The organism is Jiangella gansuensis DSM 44835, from assembly GCF_000515395.1.
GTDB lineage: Bacteria > Actinomycetota > Actinomycetes > Jiangellales > Jiangellaceae > Jiangella > Jiangella gansuensis.
In genome coordinates, this window is the sequence record NZ_KI911782.1 from 5,409,806 (window position 1) to 5,424,350 (window position 14,545).

Genomic DNA, 14,545 nt, shown 5'->3' on the forward strand with positions numbered 1-14,545 from the left:
CGTCCGACTAATCCCTAGGTCGTCCGAGCATCATCGCCATACACGGAGAACTCCCGCTCCACCAGGCAAGCATTCCTGGTGAAGCGGGAGCACCCCAACGCCACGTGATCATTTACGACGAGGTCAGGCGACGAACCTCCGGCGCAGCAGGAAGGCCGCCGCACCCATGAGCGCCACGCCCATCGCGACCAGCAGGGCCGGCGAAGCACCGGTGTCCGGCAGGTTCTCCCCCGGCTCGGTCGGCGTCGGCGACGGGGTGTCGCTCGGCGTCGGCGAGTCGGTGGGGGTGGGCGTCTCCGACGGCGACGGGGTGTCGGTCGGCGTGGGCGTCTCGGTCGGCGTCGGCGTCTCGGTCGGCGTCGGCGTGTCGGTCGGCGTCGGGGTCGGCGTCTCCGTCGGCGTCGGGGCGACGGTCCAGTCGACCGTGCCCTCGACCGTCAGCTCCGTCTTCGCCGACTGCGCGAGGATCAGCGACTGGGTCCGGATCTCCTCGGTGGACCCGACGAAGAGCCGCCCGACGTTCAGGTACGCCTCGGCCCGCAGGTGGACCGTGCCCGAACCCTCCTCGGCCTCGGCCGGGACGTCGACACCGAACGTGGCGCCGTCGCCCACCTGCGCGGGCAGCGCCGCGCCGTCGGCGTCGACCAGCTCGACGCCCTCGGGCAGCTCGGCCGTGACGTCCACCGTCTCGGCGGTGGTGGTGACGGTGAACGGCCCGATGACGCTGCCGGCCTCACCCGTCAGCGACCCGGGCTCCAGCGCCAGGGCCGGCGCCGGCTGCTCGCCGATGCCGACGTTGTCGTCGCCGGTCAGGTACTCGTACAGAGCCCGGACGTCGGCGTCGGTGGCGGCGTTCTGGTTGGTGAAGTCGTCCAGGTTCGGCTGCGCCGCGTCGCTGTAGGACCAGACGGCCGCCTGGGTGGCGGTGATGGCTTCCCGGACCGACAGCCCGTCGTTGAACTCGACGTCGCCGGCCAGCGCGGACTCGATCTCCTCGACCGGCACCACGGGGTACGAGTGCTGCAGCACCCAGAGGATGTGGTCGGCGTTCTCGGTGAACGGCGCGTCGGGCTCGGGGTATGCGTCCCAGGGCACCTCGGTCATCCCGCTGTCGTCGTTGATCGGGACGTCGATCTCGACGCAGTAGGTCTTCAGCTCGGCCCCGTCGTCGGCGAGCAGGCCGAGCAGGATGGCATTGACGGTGCCACCGCCGGCCCGGTTGACCGTGTAGCCGGGGACGTTGCCTTCGGGGTGGATCTCCGCCTTCGCCTCGGCGTCGGCGACGTCGAAGGCCACGGCGGTGGTGGGTGTGAGAATCGCCGCCCCGGCTATGACGGCGAGGCCGGCGCCGAGTCGCAGTCTGCGGACATGCGTGGGCATGGAACTCCTTCGTGGATTCAGCAAATGCGAGCGCCCACCAGCTCGCGTGCCTGCCGGCAGGCGCATTCCCCCGAACCGGGGGATCGTAGCGGTGATCAACATGAAACGGAAGACTTGTCGTTTATTCGGGCAAGTCGGTCACCGGATGCCCGCCGCCGGGTTGTGACTGGCCCTGTGCAGGCACCGTCATGTCGCATAGGGTCTTGACCCGTGCCTGACTTCGATGAAGCGTCGGCGACCCGCCAGCAAGCCCCCGGCCTGCACGCCGTGGACATCGACGGGACCTGGGCCGTCGGCGACGTACCGAACGGCGGCTACCTGCTCGCCCTCATCCTGAGGGCGGCGCTCAGCGAGTCGACACACCCCCACCCGGTCAGCACCAACGCCCACTTCGTCACGCCACCGACTGCCGGCCCGGCCGAGGTCCACGTCGACGTCGTGCGCACCGGCCGCACCATCGAGACCCTGCGGGCGCGGCTGGTTCAGGACGGCGAGTCCCGCGTCGAGGCCACCATCACCACCAGCACGCTGTCACGGACCTCTCCGGTCGAGTGGGTCGGCCCGCCGCCGGAGCCGGTGGCACCCATCGACGAGTGCATCCCCGCCGTGGTGGACCTTCCCGACGGCACCCACGTCGGCCTCCTGGAGCACGTCGACCTGCGACTTGACCCGCAGACGCTGGGTTGGTTCTCCGGCCGCCCAGCGGGCCAGCTGTCCATGCGCGGCCATGTCCGCCTCGCCGACGGCACCCAGCCGGACCCGGTGGTCCTGGCGCTCGCGGTCGACTCGCTGCCGCCGACGGTGTTCGGCCTGGGCCGGCTGGGCTGGGCGCCGACCGTGCAGCTGACCGTGCTGACCCGCAGCCTGCCGGCGCCGGGCTGGCTCACGGTGCACCTGCGCGGCCGGCTGGTCCGCGACGGCTGGTTCGACGAAGAGGCCGAGGTGTACGACGCCGACGGCTCCCTCGTCGCCCAGTCGCGCCAGCTGGCCCGCATCCGCGTCACCTGACGCCGCCACCCCGCCCCCAAATGATCACGTCCACCATGGGTGTGTTCGCCGCACCACCCATGCTTGCCTGGTGCAGCGGGAGAACGCCCCGCCCCGGACGGATGGCCGCGCACCCCTAGCCGGCGATCGTCAGCACCAGCAGCGCCACGTTCAGCGTCACCACCACCACGCTGACCAGCACCGCGAGCGTCGTCGTCAGCCGGGAGTTCGCCCACCGTCCCATCACCGACGGCCGCGACGTCACCACCACCAGCGGGATGATCGCGAACGGGATGCCGAAGGACAGCACCACCTGCGACAGCACCAGCAGCCAGGTCGGCTCCGCACCGGTGGTCAGGATCGCCACGGCCGGCGTCAGGGTGATCAACCGGCGCAGCAGCAGCGGGATGCGCCGCAGGAGCAGGCCTTCCATGATCACCGCTCCCGCGTAACAGCCGACCGACGTCGACGCGAGCCCCGAGACGAGCAAGCCGACCGCGAACAGCCCGCCGACGGCGACGCCAAGCCCGGACTCCACCGCCTCATGCGCGCCGGCGATGGTGTCTGTGCCGTCCTCGCCCCGCAACGACGCCGCCGCGACCAGCAGCAGCGCGATGTTGACACCGCCGGCCACCACCATCGCGACACCGACATCGACGCGTGTCGCGGTCAGCAACCGGCCGATCCGGCCGGGCTCGGGACGGGTACCGAAGCGGTCCCGGGCCAACGCCGAATGCAGATAGACGACGTGCGGCATGACGGTCGCGCCGAACATGCCGGCCGCGAGCAGGACGGTCTCGGTGCCCTCGAACCGCGGCACCATGCCGCCGGCCACCCCGGCCGGATCGGGCGGCTGCACGACCAGTCCGGCAACGAACCCCACAGCGATGACCAGCAACGCGGTGGTGATCACCCGTTCGAACGCCCGCTGCCCCCCGCCGTCCTGGACGGTCAGGACCGCCATGGAGATGACGCCGGTGATGATGCCGCCGAGCGGCAACGGGATGCCGAACAGCAGGTTCAGCGCGATGGCACCGCCAACCACCTCGGCGATGTCGGTGGCCATGGCGACGACCTCGGCCTGCAGCCAATAGGCGATGCGGCCGCCGCGCGGCATCCGGTCGCGCAACACCTGCGGCAGCGACGCCCCGGTGACCACGCCGAGCTTGGCCGAGAGGTACTGCACCAGCCCGGCCATCGCGGTGGCCATGACCAGCACCCACACCAGCAGGTAGCCGTAGCCGGCGCCCGCGGACAGGTTGGTGGCGACGTTGCCCGGATCGACGTATGCGACCGCGGCCACGAAAGCCGGGCCCAGCAGGCCCAACCCTGCACCGGGCAGCCGGGCTGGCGGCGCGCCGGCCGAATCCGGCCGCCGCCGGCGCACCCGCACGTACATGCCGTCTCCTACCCTCCGCCGGCCCGAGCGTCGACCTCGTAGCTGGTGTTGATGGACTCGAAGAAGTTCACCAACTGCAGCGTGTCGTTCGCGGTCGCCATCCACTTCGCTGGATTGGCGACACGATAGTGCGGCTCGAACCCGAGCTCCTCCAGCCGCCGGTCCGCGAGGTACTTGACGTACTGGTTGATGTAGTCGGCGTTCATGCCCAGGATGCCGGTGGGCAGCAGGTCACGGTTGTACAGCTCCTCCATCGCTACCCCGTCGAGGATCATCTGCCGGATCTCGTCGGCGAACTCCGGCGTCTGCAGCTCGGGATTCTCGTCCAGCACCGTCAGGATGAGGTTGATGCCGAACTTGAGGTGCAGGCTCTCGTCGCGCACGATCCAGTCGACCAGCGACGCGAAGTTGCGCAGCAGGTTCCGCTGCCGGAAGCTCAGCGCCACCATGAACCCGCTGTAGAACCAGATGCCCTCCAGCACGATGTTGTAGGCCACGAGGTTGCGGACGAAGTCACGCTTGCCTTCCAGCGTGGTGACGTCGAGGGTCTGCTCGGACATCCGCTTGATGTAGCGGACCTCGAACTCCTCCTTGGCCACCATGGACGGCACCGTGGTGTGCGCCTCGTAGGCCCGGGCGCGGTCGATCGGGAACGTCTCCAGCACGTACTCGAAGGCCATCACGTGGTTGGCCTCCTCCCACATCTGCTTGGCGAGGTACAGATGCGCCTCGGCCGCGTTGAGGTAGGGGTACACGCCGAACGCCAGTGCCTTGTTGACCAGCAGCTCGTTGGGGTTGAAGTAGCTCATGAGGAACGTCAGCGCGTGCCGTTCCTCGTCGGTCATCCGCTTGAAGTCGGCCATGTCCTCGCCGAGCTGGACCTCGTGCGGGAACCACGTGTTGGCGACGGCCTGGTTGTACAGCTCGTAGGCCCACGGGTAGCGGACCGGCTTGAGCAGGAGGCCCTCCTGGATGCCGGTGCCGAGAATCGTCGAGTTCATCGGGGCGTTCTCCTCTCCGGTCACTGGCAGGACTCGCACTGCAGGCGTTCCTGCGGGTCGACGGGGCAGGCGACTGCGTCGTGACCGGTGTCGACGACGTCCAGTTCGGCTCCCGCTCCCCTCCCGTTCGGTTGATCTTGGAGTTCTCGCGGAATCAACTGGGACGAATCGGACGGGGATTCCGCGGTTTCTCCAAGATCAACCGGGAGCGGCGGCGCGGGCCGGGTGGCGGCGCCGAAGCCTCGCCGGGAACCAGGCGACGGCGCCGTCCCACCACCGGTGCCGACCAGCGACTCGGACTTGTTCACTCGGACGGTGCTCTGCTCAGCCGTGTGCCGTGGCTTCACGTGCAGGTAGTAGGTGGTCTTCACGCCCTTGGCCCAGGCCGCGGAGTAGATGTCCACCATGTCGCCGATGTCACGGGTCTCGAGGTACATGTTCCGGCTGATCGCCTGGTCGATCCACTTCTGTGCCCGCGCCGCGACCTCGATGAACGCGTACGGGGAGAGCTGGAACGACGTCTTGTAGACGGCCTTGAGGTCGGCCGGGACCGCTGGCAGCGCCGCCACGTCGCCCTGTGCGCGCAGCAGGTCCTCACGCACTTCCTCCCACAGCCCGCGCGCTTTGAGAGCAGCCACCAGGTTGGGGTTGACCTCGAGGAACTTGCCGGAGCTGGTGGCCCGGCTGAACAGCTGCGAGAACCGCGGGTCCAGACCGGGGGTGGTGCCGGCCACCAGGCCGATGGACGCCGTCGGGGCAATGGCCATGAGGGTGGCGTTGCGCATGCCGCCGCGCACCTTGGCACGCAGGCCGTCCCAGTCCAGCCGGCTGGACCGCGACACGGTGACGGGCACCCCGCGCTCACGCTCGGCCACGTCGACGGTGTCGATGGGCACCATGCCCTGGCTCCACCGGGACCCCTCGAAGTTGGCGTACGAACCGCGTTCGCGTGCCAGGTCGGCGCTCTGGTCGATGGCGTGGAAGCTGATGAACTCCATCACCCGGTCGATGAGGTCGTACGCCTGCTCGCTCTCGTACGACCAGCCGAGCCGCTCCACGACGTCGCTGAAGCCCATGATGCCCAGGCCGACGGCCCGGTTGAGCTCGTTGGAGCGCTCGGACTCCGGCACCGACGAGATGGTGATGTCGATCAGGTTGTCCAACTGGCGTACCGCCAGCCGGACGCTGTCGCGCAACCGGTCCCAATCAATACGAAGGCCCGCTGTACTTCTGGCCGCGTTCGCTTCCTCACCTCGCCGCTCCACGAGGTGCCGGGACAGGTTCACCGACGCCAGGTTGCAGACGGCGATGTTGTCCCGGTCCTGCGGCAGGGTGATCTCGGTGCACAGGTTGGACAGGTGGATCGTGCCGGTGTTGTTGTTCAGAGCCCGGTTGTTGATGGTGTCCTTCCAGGTCAGCCAGGGGTGCGAGGTGGTCTGCAGACTGATCAGGATGGCCCGGAACTGCTCGCGTGCCTTCATCTTGGTGAAGGTCCGCAGCTCCCCGGCCTCGGCGGCGGCGACGTACTCGGCGTAGCGCCGGCTGAAGGCGGCTCCATAGAGCTCGGGAAGGTCCGGGACGTCGAGCGGGTCGAACAGGTACCAGTCGTCGTCGTTCGCGACTCGGGTCATGAACTCGTCGGAGATCCAGACCGCGGTGTTGGCCGTGCGGACCCGGCGGTAGGGGTCGCCGGCGTTCTGCCGCAGGTCCAGGAACTGCTGGAAGTCCTGGTGCCAGTTCTCGATGTAGAAGCACAGCGCGCCGAACTTCTTGCCGCCGCGCGAGACCGCCCGCAACGTCGAGTCAATGGTGTGCATGAACGGGATCGGCCCGGTCGAGACGGTGTTGTTGCTGCGGATGGGCGAGCCCTCGGCGCGCAGCTTCGTCACCGAGAGCCCGATGCCGCCGGTGCCCTTCGTCAGCCACATGACGTCGCGCACGCTCTTGGCGATGTGCTCGATGTCGTCGTGCATCTCCATGACGAAGCAGTTCGACAGTTGCGCGTACGCCGTGCCGGCGTTCACCAGCGTGGATCCGGCCGCGAGATAGTCGAGCCGGGACATCTTCTCGTAGAACGCCAGTGCGGCGGACGTGGCGGCCGCGGTTCCGGGCTCGTTCAGCGACAGGCCCATCGCCACCCGCATCCAGAAGAACTGCGGCACTTCGAGGCGGTGACCGTCCCGGTCGTTGATCATGTACCGGTTGTTCATGGTGACAGCACCGGTGTAGGTGAGCAGGTCGTCGCGGGACGGGTCCAGCGCGCCGGCCAGCCGGTCCAGGTCGAAGTGAGTCGCCAGCCGCTCGTCGAGGAGCCCGGCGGCCACGCCCTCCGCTACGTAGCCGGGGAACCTCGTGCGGTGCAGGTCGGCGAGCTCCGCAGGGCCTTCGTAGTCGCCCAGCACTCGCTTGTAGACGGTCTTGAGCAGGACCCTGGCCGCGACGGTGTCGAACGCGGGGTCGTCGCGGACGTTCTGCAGCGCGACCTGGACCACCGCCTCGTCCAGCTGCTGGCTGGTGATGCCGTCAAAGAGGGTGATCTCGAGTTCGGACTGCAGTTGGGTGACGCGGGCGACCTGGTTGTCCAACCCGACGCTGGCGGCCTCGATGGCGGCCGCGATCTTGTAGCCGTCGTAGGGCTCGACCGATCCGTCACGTTTGACGACGTTGACGCTCATGCTCTCTCCTCGCGAGCTCGGCTGGCTCGGCCCGCGGCCGGCGCCGGGGGAAGCCCAGGAGAGATGCGCCGTCGGCGTCGCGCCGGGACGAGAAACGCCCGGAGCGGCGGTGAGTACGTCGCCGTATCGCCCCCTGGCCCCTCCCTCGGGGGCCGCGGACCACCACACGCGGTTGGGCGTGCGGTGCGCTGGCAGGTCTTCGGACTCACGGGCGCGGGGCGGCCATCCGGATGATGGCAGTCCACCTACTGGCCGTCGCTTCCCAGGCCGCGAACGTGCGGCCCAGTGCTTGATGACGGCGGTCGTTCCCGTTCACCGCTGCGGGGCAGTCCCGGACTCACACCGGGTTCCCTGTTGCCTCCACCGATCTGGCTGACCGGCAGAACCAGCTGCACCAGACACACTATCTGGTAGTTACAAAGATGCAAGTCACCTACATCTAGTATCTCGCGCGCTGGTCCGCCAAACCGGGCGCAAGACCGCAGGCCGCCCAGGACGCTCACGTGACGCGATGTCTGGACTAGATGGCGGAAACTCGCTGTCGCCGTGTCGGCCGGCTGCCCCAGAATGTACGCCGGTCCAGCACTCATCCCTGGAGACGCTCGTGACGCCCTCGCATGCCCGGCCGGCCATGATCTGGACGGCGCTCATCGCCGTCTATGTGGTGTGGGGATCGACCTATCTCGGCATCCGGATCATGGTCGAGGCCGACATGCCGCCGCTGCTCGGCATGGGCGCCCGCTTCTTGGCGGCCGGGCTGCTGCTCGCCGGCTTCATCGCCGTGCGGCACGGACCGAACCGGCTGCGGGTCACCGGCCGCGAACTGCGCGGCGCGGCCACCATGGGCCTCCTGCTGCTCGTGCTGGGCAACGGCATGGTCGCGGTCGCGGAACAGACGGTGCCCAGCGGCCTGGCCGCGCTCATCGTCGCCGCCGTGTCGCTGTGGTTCGTCCTGCTGCAGGTAGCCGGCGGGCAACGGCCCCCGGCCATGACCTGGACCGGGGTTCTCATCGGGCTCGTCGGTGTCGGCGTCATCAGCCTGCCGCGCGGCGGAATCGACGGTGTCGAACCGTGGGGCATGCTCGTGCTGCTGTTCGCGACGGTGTCGTGGGCCTGCGGGTCCTACTTCTCCCCACGACTCGGCCTGCCCCGCAACGCGCTGGTGGCATCGGCCTACGAGATGCTCGCCGCAGGTGTCCTGCTGACGCTGGCGTCGGTCGCGACCGGCGAAGCCGCGGGGTTCGACCCCGGCGCCGTGCCGGCCCGCGGCTGGCTGGCGCTGCTCTACCTCATAGTCATCGGATCGATCGTGGGCTACACCGCCTACGGATACGCGCTCGCCAACGCGCCGCTGTCGCTGGTGGGCACCTATGCCTACGTCAACCCGGTGGTCGCCGTGCTGCTCGGCTGGGCGATCCTCTCCGAGCCGGTGACGGCGGTGGTGCTGGGCGGCGGCGCGCTGGTGGTGGGCGGGGTGACGCTCGTGGTCAGCAGTGAGCGACCGGCCAGACGGGCGAAGGCCCGGGATCGGGCGGCGGAGGTCACCAGCGTGTGACCCGCTCTGCACGCGCACATGACCATGTTCCCTTACGGCCCTTTCGCGGACCGCGAGGGAACATGATCATGGACGAGCTCGACGGCCCCTAGGTGCTGGTCAGCTCCGAACGCGCGATCTCGATACCAGCGGTCGGGTCTTCGTCGACCATGCCGGTGCCCAGCCGCGGCGCCACCCGGACCGAGCGCAGCGCGTTGTCGTAGGCGTCGAGGGCCTCGTCGGCGCGACCGAGGTCACGGTAGAGGTCGGCCAGCTCACGCCAGGCCGACGCGGCGACCCGGGAGGCACCCATGGACTCCAGCATGGTCGCGGCCAGCGCCGCCACCCGGATGCTCTCGTCGACCTCGCCCTGCGCGCGCAGGATGCGCGCCAGGCTGAGCTGGGCCAGCGCGGTACCGACCCGCGGCTGCTCGCGGCCCAGCTCGGTCAGGGCAGCCTCCGCCGCCGTCCGTGCCTCGTCGAGCCGGCCCAACTGGAGCAGGGCGTCGGCGCGCCGGACGTGGAAGGTGGCGATGTCGGTCTTGCCGCCGTAACGCTTGATGTTGTCCTCGACGCCGTCGAGTATCTCGATCGACTTCTGCGCGTCCGGCTCGCTGCCTTGCAGCAGCAGCCACGCGTGCGCCACCCGCAGCCGGGCGAGATTGCGCAGGTCGTCACCCTCACCGAACATGGCGAGCGCCCGGTCGACCAGGTTGAGCGCCAGGGCCAGCTCACCACGCGACTCCGCGACGAGGGAGGCGTTCCAGTACGCCGCGCCGCGGGTCTGCGGGGCGCCGATGCGATCGGCGGCGGCCACCAGCTCGGCGGCGAGCGCCTTGGACCGCACCATGTCGCCGCGGCCGCCGTAGGCGCCCAGCACGGTGCACCCGAGCCGGATGTACTCGTCGGTGCTCTCCAGGCCGAGGTCGGCCGCCGAGCGGCGGGCCTCCTCACCGATCTGGATGGCCATGTCGAAGTCGCCGGCGCGGTCATAGCAGCGGGTCAGCGCGATCGCGACGTCGAGCCAGGACTGGACCGCGGGCGACTGGCGCGCCTCGTCGGCCAACTCCGACAGCAGCTCGATGGCGCCCTCGAGGTCACCCTTGAGCTCGCGGGCGAGGGCCCGGCCGAGCCGAGCGCCACGGCTCTGCTCGTCGTTCAGGCCCGGATCGCCGACCAGCTCGGTGAACTGCTCGTACGCCGCGTCGGCGCGGCCTTCGCGCAGCGCCATCTCGGCGCGGCCGAGCGCGAGGCGGGCCTTGGTGCGCACGGACGCGTCGACACCGTCGCGCAGATACTCGACGTCGATGCGCAGCCGCTCGGCGATGTGCGCGAGCGCCGACGCCGCCGGCTGCCGGCGTCCGCTCTCGACGAGGGAGACGTAACTGGGAGACAGCATGCCCTCAGCGATCTCGGCCTGGGACAGGCCGAGCTCCAACCGGCGGGACCGGATACGCTGCCCGACGGGCGTCGGGAGCGGCGCCTCGTCCACTGTTGCTGGCTGGTCTTCTGTCATGACAGTATTGGACTACAGCCAGTCACATTTTGCCAGTCCAAATGCCGACTTTAGGAGTTCGATCAAGGATGGGGCGTGTCAAGCGAGTTGCCATCGCCATCGCCGCGGCCTTCGCGCTCTCGTTCGTCGTGTCTGCTCCCGCCGTCGCTGGGACCAACACCGTGAACGACCCGGGGATGTACTGCTGCTGACGCAGCGGTTCTAAGACCACAGACGGCGTCCGGCGTCTCGCCCCCCGAACGCTGGACGCCGTCTGTGCCTCCTTCACCCGACCGACCCGGGGCGGGTGGCGAAGATTGCCGTCGATGACGTTCGTCGAGGTCACAGCCATGTGAGCGGCTCGCCCGTACCCGAGGGCGGACCGAAGGACCGAGCTGGGTCCGAACCCGCGCTCGATCGCGCCCGCGGCGCCATGAGCGCGCCCGCGGCGCGGTCAGCCTGCCAGCCACGCCCCTGCCAGCCGGATCAGCCGGTCGTTGGCCTCGGGCTCGGCGACGGTGACCCGGCACCCCTCGCCCGCGAACGGCCGCACGATCAAGCCGGCTTGCTCGCAGTGGCGGGCGAAGTCGAGTGTGCGTTCCCCCAACTCCAGCCAGACGAAGTTGGCCTCGGTGTGAGGAATCTCCCATCCCTGCGCCCGCAGCGCGGCGACCACCCGTTCCCGCTCGGTGACCAGAGCGGTGACCCGCTCCATCAGCTCCGCCTCACGGTCCAGCGACTCGATGGCGGCCTGCTGCGCCACCACGGAGACTCCGAACGGCACCGCCGTCTTGCGCAGTGCGTCCGCGACGGCGTCGTGCGCCACCGCGAAGCCGACCCGCAGCCCGGCCAGGCCGTACGCCTTGGAGAAGGTGCGCAGCACACACACGTTCGGGTGGTCGCGGTACAGCCGTAGGCCATCGGCGGCGGCGGGGTCGCGGACGAACTCGCGGTAGGCCTCGTCCACCACCACGAGGACGTCGCCGGGCACCCGGCCCAGGAACCGCTCCAGCTCGTCGTGACGCACCGCCGGGCCGGTCGGGTTGTTGGGACTGCACACGATGATCAGACGGGTTCGCTCGGTGATGGCGGCGGCCATGGCATCGAGGTCGTGGCGGGCGCCGGGACCCAGCGGCACGCGGACCGAGGTCGCGCCGGAGATGCCCACGACGATCGGATAGGCCTCGAAGGAGCGCCACGCGTAGACGACCTCGTCGCCGTCGGCCGCCGTCGCCTGGATGACCTGCTGCAGGATGCCCACACTGCCGGTGCCGGTGGCCAGGTGCGCCGGCGGCACCTGGAAGCGCTCCGACAGTGCCGCCACCAGCTCGCCGGCGAACATGTCGGGGTACCGGTTCATGGCCCCCGCGGCCCGGATCGCCGCCTCCAGGACCCCCGGCAGCGGCGGGTAGGGGTTCTCGTTGGACGAGGCCTTGAACGGCCGCTCGGCTCCCTCGACCGGACCGGCGGCCGGTTTGCCGGGTACGTACGACGGCAACCCGTCCAGCGCCCGGCGCAAGCGCACGCCACCCGGACCGGCCGGAGCGGTGGCGACGTCGTCGGGAGTCTCGTCCGTTGGGCTCATGACCGGCACGATAGCTGCTCCCCAGCGGGCCTCCGGATGTGTACGCTCGGCCTTCGTGATGTCCTTCCTCATACGCCTGGTCGTCAACGGTATTGCGCTGTGGGTCGCCACTCGGATCATCGACGGTGTGACCATCAGCTCTGACAGCTCGTCAGACGAGATTCTGACCTTGCTGGTCGTGGCGCTGATCTTCGGCCTCGTCAATGCCCTCATCAAACCAGTGGTACAGCTGTTGTCATTGCCACTGCTCATACTCACGCTGGGCCTGTTCACGCTGGTCGTGAACGCGCTGATGTTCTGGTTGACCTCGTGGATCAGCGACCAGCTGGACGTCCCGTTCCACGTGGACGGGTTTTTCTGGGAAGCCGTGCTGGGAGCACTGGTTGTGTCGTTCGTCAGTTGGGTGCTGAATCTTCTCCTGCCGGGATGACGAACGTCCGACCTACGTTCATCCGTCTGGTCTAGTCGTATCGTCACTCGGGCCCACCCCGGCAATCGCTTCTTCCGCTGCGGCGTCCGATGACGTACCTTTGGCCTAGCATCCTTCGCACGACGGATAGGCGCTCGGACGTGGGCGTCAACGGGGGTTCGTTGTGCCCTGACTTTCACATGGGCATGGTGAACATATGACGATCGGCTACGGCCCCGTCGGTTCGGTTCTGACTGAGCAGCCTCCTTCTGGGCATCAGCGCAACGCCCGGCTGGGTGACCGCGGGTTCACCGCGCCGCGCTCGGTACCGCTGGCGGTGACCACGCCGCCCGGATATCCCGAGCCGGACACCAACCGGCACGCACTGGTGGGTTCCATGGTGTACGAGGTCGTGTACGACGATCCTCATGGCAAGCCCATGCTCGCGTTCGCCGACGGGCAGTGGTACGACGTCACCTCGACGGCGCCCCGTCCGGTGTCGGTGCGGCACGCTCTGCGCCGCGATCCGGCCTGGTCCGGCGCCGTCGTGCAGACCATCTGCCTCTGGATGCGCAGCAACCCCAACCACGAGCGGTCCTTCGACCTCGCCACCGAACTGGCGCTGGCCGTCGGGGAACTCGCCCGCCAGCGCCAGTGAGCGGGCGCCACGGATCGTGAGTGATTCGAGCCGCCCGTTCCGTCTCTGCGTCGTCTGCGCCGGGAACATCTGCCGGTCGCCCATCGCCGAGGCCGTCATCCGCGACCGGCTGGCCGACGCCGGCCTGAATCCACTGGTCGTCGTCGACTCCGCCGGCACCGGTGGCTGGCACGCCGGTGAACCGGCCGACCGCCGCGCACTGGCGACGCTCGCCCGGCACGGCTACGACGGCAGTGCGCATCGCGCGCGGCAGTTCAGGCGCGACTGGTTCGACGACGTCGACATCGTGCTGGCCATGGACCGGGAGAACTTCGCCGACCTCTACGCACAGGCACCCGACGACGATGCCCGGGCGAAGGTCCAGCTGCTGCGCTCGTACGACACGGCAGCCCTGGCCGCCGACGACACCGACGTCCCCGACCCGTACTACGGCGACGACGAGGCGTTCGAGCAGGTCCTGCTCATGATCGAGACGGCCGCCGACGGCTTGGTCGATACCATCCGCGATGAACTGGCCCAGCCGCTGGACCCCGATCTCGCCGGTCGATGATCGACGACGAAGCCGAGCGGCTGACCCGCCTGCTCGACGCGCCGATCACCTCGGTGACGCCGGTCGGCGGTGGCTCCATCTGCGATGCGCGTCGCGCCGAGCTCGGCGACGGGCGCACGGTGTTCGTCAAGACCCGGCCGGGCGCGCCGGCCGGGTTCTTCGCCGCCGAGGCGGCCGGTCTGCGACGGCTCGGCGCGGCCAGGAACGGTGTGCCGGTGCCGCGGGTGCTCGGCTACGACGACCATCACCTGGCCCTGGAGTGGGTCGCCACCGGGGTGCCGTCGGTTCAGGCGGCCGAGCGGCTCGGTCGCGACCTCGCCGCCACGCACCGGCACGGCGCCGAGGTCTTCGGCTGCGCCGACGGCAACGGCTGGATCGGAAGCCTGGAGCTTCCCGGCGGACCCTGGCGCAGCTGGCCGGAGTTGTGGGCGTTCGGGCGGGTCGAGCCCTACCTGCGGGCCGCACGCAAGGCCGGCGCCGTCGACAGGCGAACCGTCGCCGATGTCGAGCGAGTGATCGCCGAACTGCCCCGGCTGGCCGGTCCGGCGGAGCCGCCGGCGCTCATCCACGGAGACCTGTGGGCCGGCAACGTGCTGTGGACCGACGGCGGCACCACCTACCTGATCGACCCCGCCGCCCACGGCGGCCACCGGGAGACCGACCTGGCCATGCTCGCCCTGTTCGGCCTACCGCACCTCGAGCGCGTGCTGGCCGCCTACGACGAAGCATGGCCGCTCGCGGCGGGCTGGCGCGAGCGCGTGGCGCTGCACCAACTCCACCCGGTGCTCGTGCACGCAGTGATGTTCGGCGGTTCGTACGGAGCCCAGGCCGGACAGCTGGCACGCACCGCGCTGCGGGCTGCCTGATCGTTC

General features: G+C 69.6%; 12 protein-coding genes and 1 riboswitch. Of the genes, 6 read left to right on the forward strand and 6 right to left on the reverse strand.

Annotated features, from left to right (window positions below):
- Positions 1–123 precede the first annotated feature (123 nt).
- Positions 124–1,380 (reverse strand): Cys-Gln thioester bond-forming surface protein, encoded by a 1,257-nt coding sequence (locus JIAGA_RS0125595; protein ID WP_026877857.1) that lies wholly within the window; start codon positions 1,378–1,380, stop codon positions 124–126.
- A 210-nt stretch (positions 1,381–1,590) separates the two neighbouring features.
- Between JIAGA_RS0125595 and JIAGA_RS0125600 the strand changes: the two genes are divergently transcribed.
- On the forward strand, positions 1,591–2,388 hold the full coding sequence (locus JIAGA_RS0125600) for a thioesterase family protein (RefSeq protein ID WP_026877858.1): 798 nt from the start codon (positions 1,591–1,593) through the stop codon (positions 2,386–2,388).
- Positions 2,389–2,503: 115 nt separating this feature from the next.
- Here the strand turns inward: JIAGA_RS0125600 and JIAGA_RS0125605 are convergent, their stop codons facing one another.
- The 3 genes from JIAGA_RS0125605 to JIAGA_RS0125615 are packed head-to-tail and all read right to left on the reverse strand — an operon-like array spanning position 2,504 to position 7,442.
- A complete protein-coding gene (locus JIAGA_RS0125605; protein ID WP_026877859.1) occupies positions 2,504–3,766 on the reverse strand; it encodes an Nramp family divalent metal transporter in 1,263 nt (420 codons plus the stop codon).
- Between the two features lie 8 nt (positions 3,767–3,774).
- On the reverse strand, positions 3,775–4,767 hold the full coding sequence (locus JIAGA_RS0125610; RefSeq protein WP_026877860.1) for a ribonucleotide-diphosphate reductase subunit beta: 993 nt from the start codon (positions 4,765–4,767) through the stop codon (positions 3,775–3,777).
- Positions 4,768–4,787: 20 nt separating this feature from the next.
- Positions 4,788–7,442: a ribonucleoside-diphosphate reductase subunit alpha gene (locus tag JIAGA_RS0125615; protein WP_026877861.1), complete on the reverse strand. Its 2,655-nt coding sequence runs from the start codon at positions 7,440–7,442 to the stop codon at positions 4,788–4,790.
- 174 nt (positions 7,443–7,616) lie between these two features.
- Positions 7,617–7,847: riboswitch (cobalamin riboswitch) on the reverse strand.
- 199 nt (positions 7,848–8,046) lie between these two features.
- Here JIAGA_RS0125615 and JIAGA_RS32420 point away from each other — a divergent pair.
- On the forward strand, positions 8,047–8,997 hold the full coding sequence (locus tag JIAGA_RS32420) for an EamA family transporter (RefSeq protein ID WP_211239851.1): 951 nt from the start codon (positions 8,047–8,049) through the stop codon (positions 8,995–8,997).
- An 88-nt stretch (positions 8,998–9,085) separates the two neighbouring features.
- Here JIAGA_RS32420 and JIAGA_RS32425 read toward each other — a convergent pair whose 3' ends face one another.
- Together JIAGA_RS32425 and JIAGA_RS0125635 are read right to left on the reverse strand one after the other, a co-directional pair.
- Positions 9,086–10,492, reverse strand: coding sequence for a helix-turn-helix domain-containing protein (locus tag JIAGA_RS32425; RefSeq protein ID WP_084470123.1), 1,407 nt, complete (start codon positions 10,490–10,492; stop codon positions 9,086–9,088).
- 433 nt (positions 10,493–10,925) lie between these two features.
- Positions 10,926–12,056: a pyridoxal phosphate-dependent aminotransferase gene (locus JIAGA_RS0125635; RefSeq protein WP_084470125.1), complete on the reverse strand. Its 1,131-nt coding sequence runs from the start codon at positions 12,054–12,056 to the stop codon at positions 10,926–10,928.
- A 55-nt stretch (positions 12,057–12,111) separates the two neighbouring features.
- Here JIAGA_RS0125635 and JIAGA_RS0125640 point away from each other — a divergent pair, with 55 nt between their 5' ends.
- From JIAGA_RS0125640 to JIAGA_RS0125650, 4 genes are all read left to right on the forward strand, one after another.
- Positions 12,112–12,486 (forward strand): phage holin family protein, encoded by a 375-nt coding sequence (locus tag JIAGA_RS0125640; RefSeq protein ID WP_026877863.1) that lies wholly within the window; start codon positions 12,112–12,114, stop codon positions 12,484–12,486.
- A gap of 196 nt (positions 12,487–12,682) precedes the next feature.
- Positions 12,683–13,123, forward strand: coding sequence for a hypothetical protein (locus tag JIAGA_RS35865; protein ID WP_035812975.1), 441 nt, complete (start codon positions 12,683–12,685; stop codon positions 13,121–13,123).
- A gap of 16 nt (positions 13,124–13,139) precedes the next feature.
- Positions 13,140–13,673: a low molecular weight protein-tyrosine-phosphatase gene (locus tag JIAGA_RS0125645; RefSeq protein WP_035812977.1), complete on the forward strand. Its 534-nt coding sequence runs from the start codon at positions 13,140–13,142 to the stop codon at positions 13,671–13,673.
- Positions 13,670–14,539, forward strand: coding sequence for a fructosamine kinase family protein (locus tag JIAGA_RS0125650; RefSeq protein WP_157553522.1), 870 nt, complete (start codon positions 13,670–13,672; stop codon positions 14,537–14,539). Before JIAGA_RS0125645 ends, JIAGA_RS0125650 begins: the two co-directional genes overlap by 4 nt.
- Positions 14,540–14,545: the final 6 nt, after the last annotated feature.

Coding starts and splice junctions, on each gene's coding strand:
- JIAGA_RS0125595 (WP_026877857.1), bottom strand. CDS start 1,380: ATGCCCACGCATGTCCGCAGACTGCGACTCGGCGCCGGCCTCGCCGTC.
- JIAGA_RS0125605 (WP_026877859.1), bottom strand. CDS start 3,766: ATGTACGTGCGGGTGCGCCGGCGGCGGCCGGATTCGGCCGGCGCGCCG.
- JIAGA_RS0125610 (WP_026877860.1), bottom strand. CDS start 4,767: ATGAACTCGACGATTCTCGGCACCGGCATCCAGGAGGGCCTCCTGCTC.
- JIAGA_RS0125615 (WP_026877861.1), bottom strand. CDS start 7,442: ATGAGCGTCAACGTCGTCAAACGTGACGGATCGGTCGAGCCCTACGAC.
- JIAGA_RS32425 (WP_084470123.1), bottom strand. CDS start 10,492: ATGACAGAAGACCAGCCAGCAACAGTGGACGAGGCGCCGCTCCCGACG.
- JIAGA_RS0125635 (WP_084470125.1), bottom strand. CDS start 12,056: ATGAGCCCAACGGACGAGACTCCCGACGACGTCGCCACCGCTCCGGCC.
- JIAGA_RS35865 (WP_035812975.1), top strand. CDS start 12,683: ATGACGATCGGCTACGGCCCCGTCGGTTCGGTTCTGACTGAGCAGCCT.
- JIAGA_RS0125650 (WP_157553522.1), top strand. CDS start 13,670: ATGATCGACGACGAAGCCGAGCGGCTGACCCGCCTGCTCGACGCGCCG.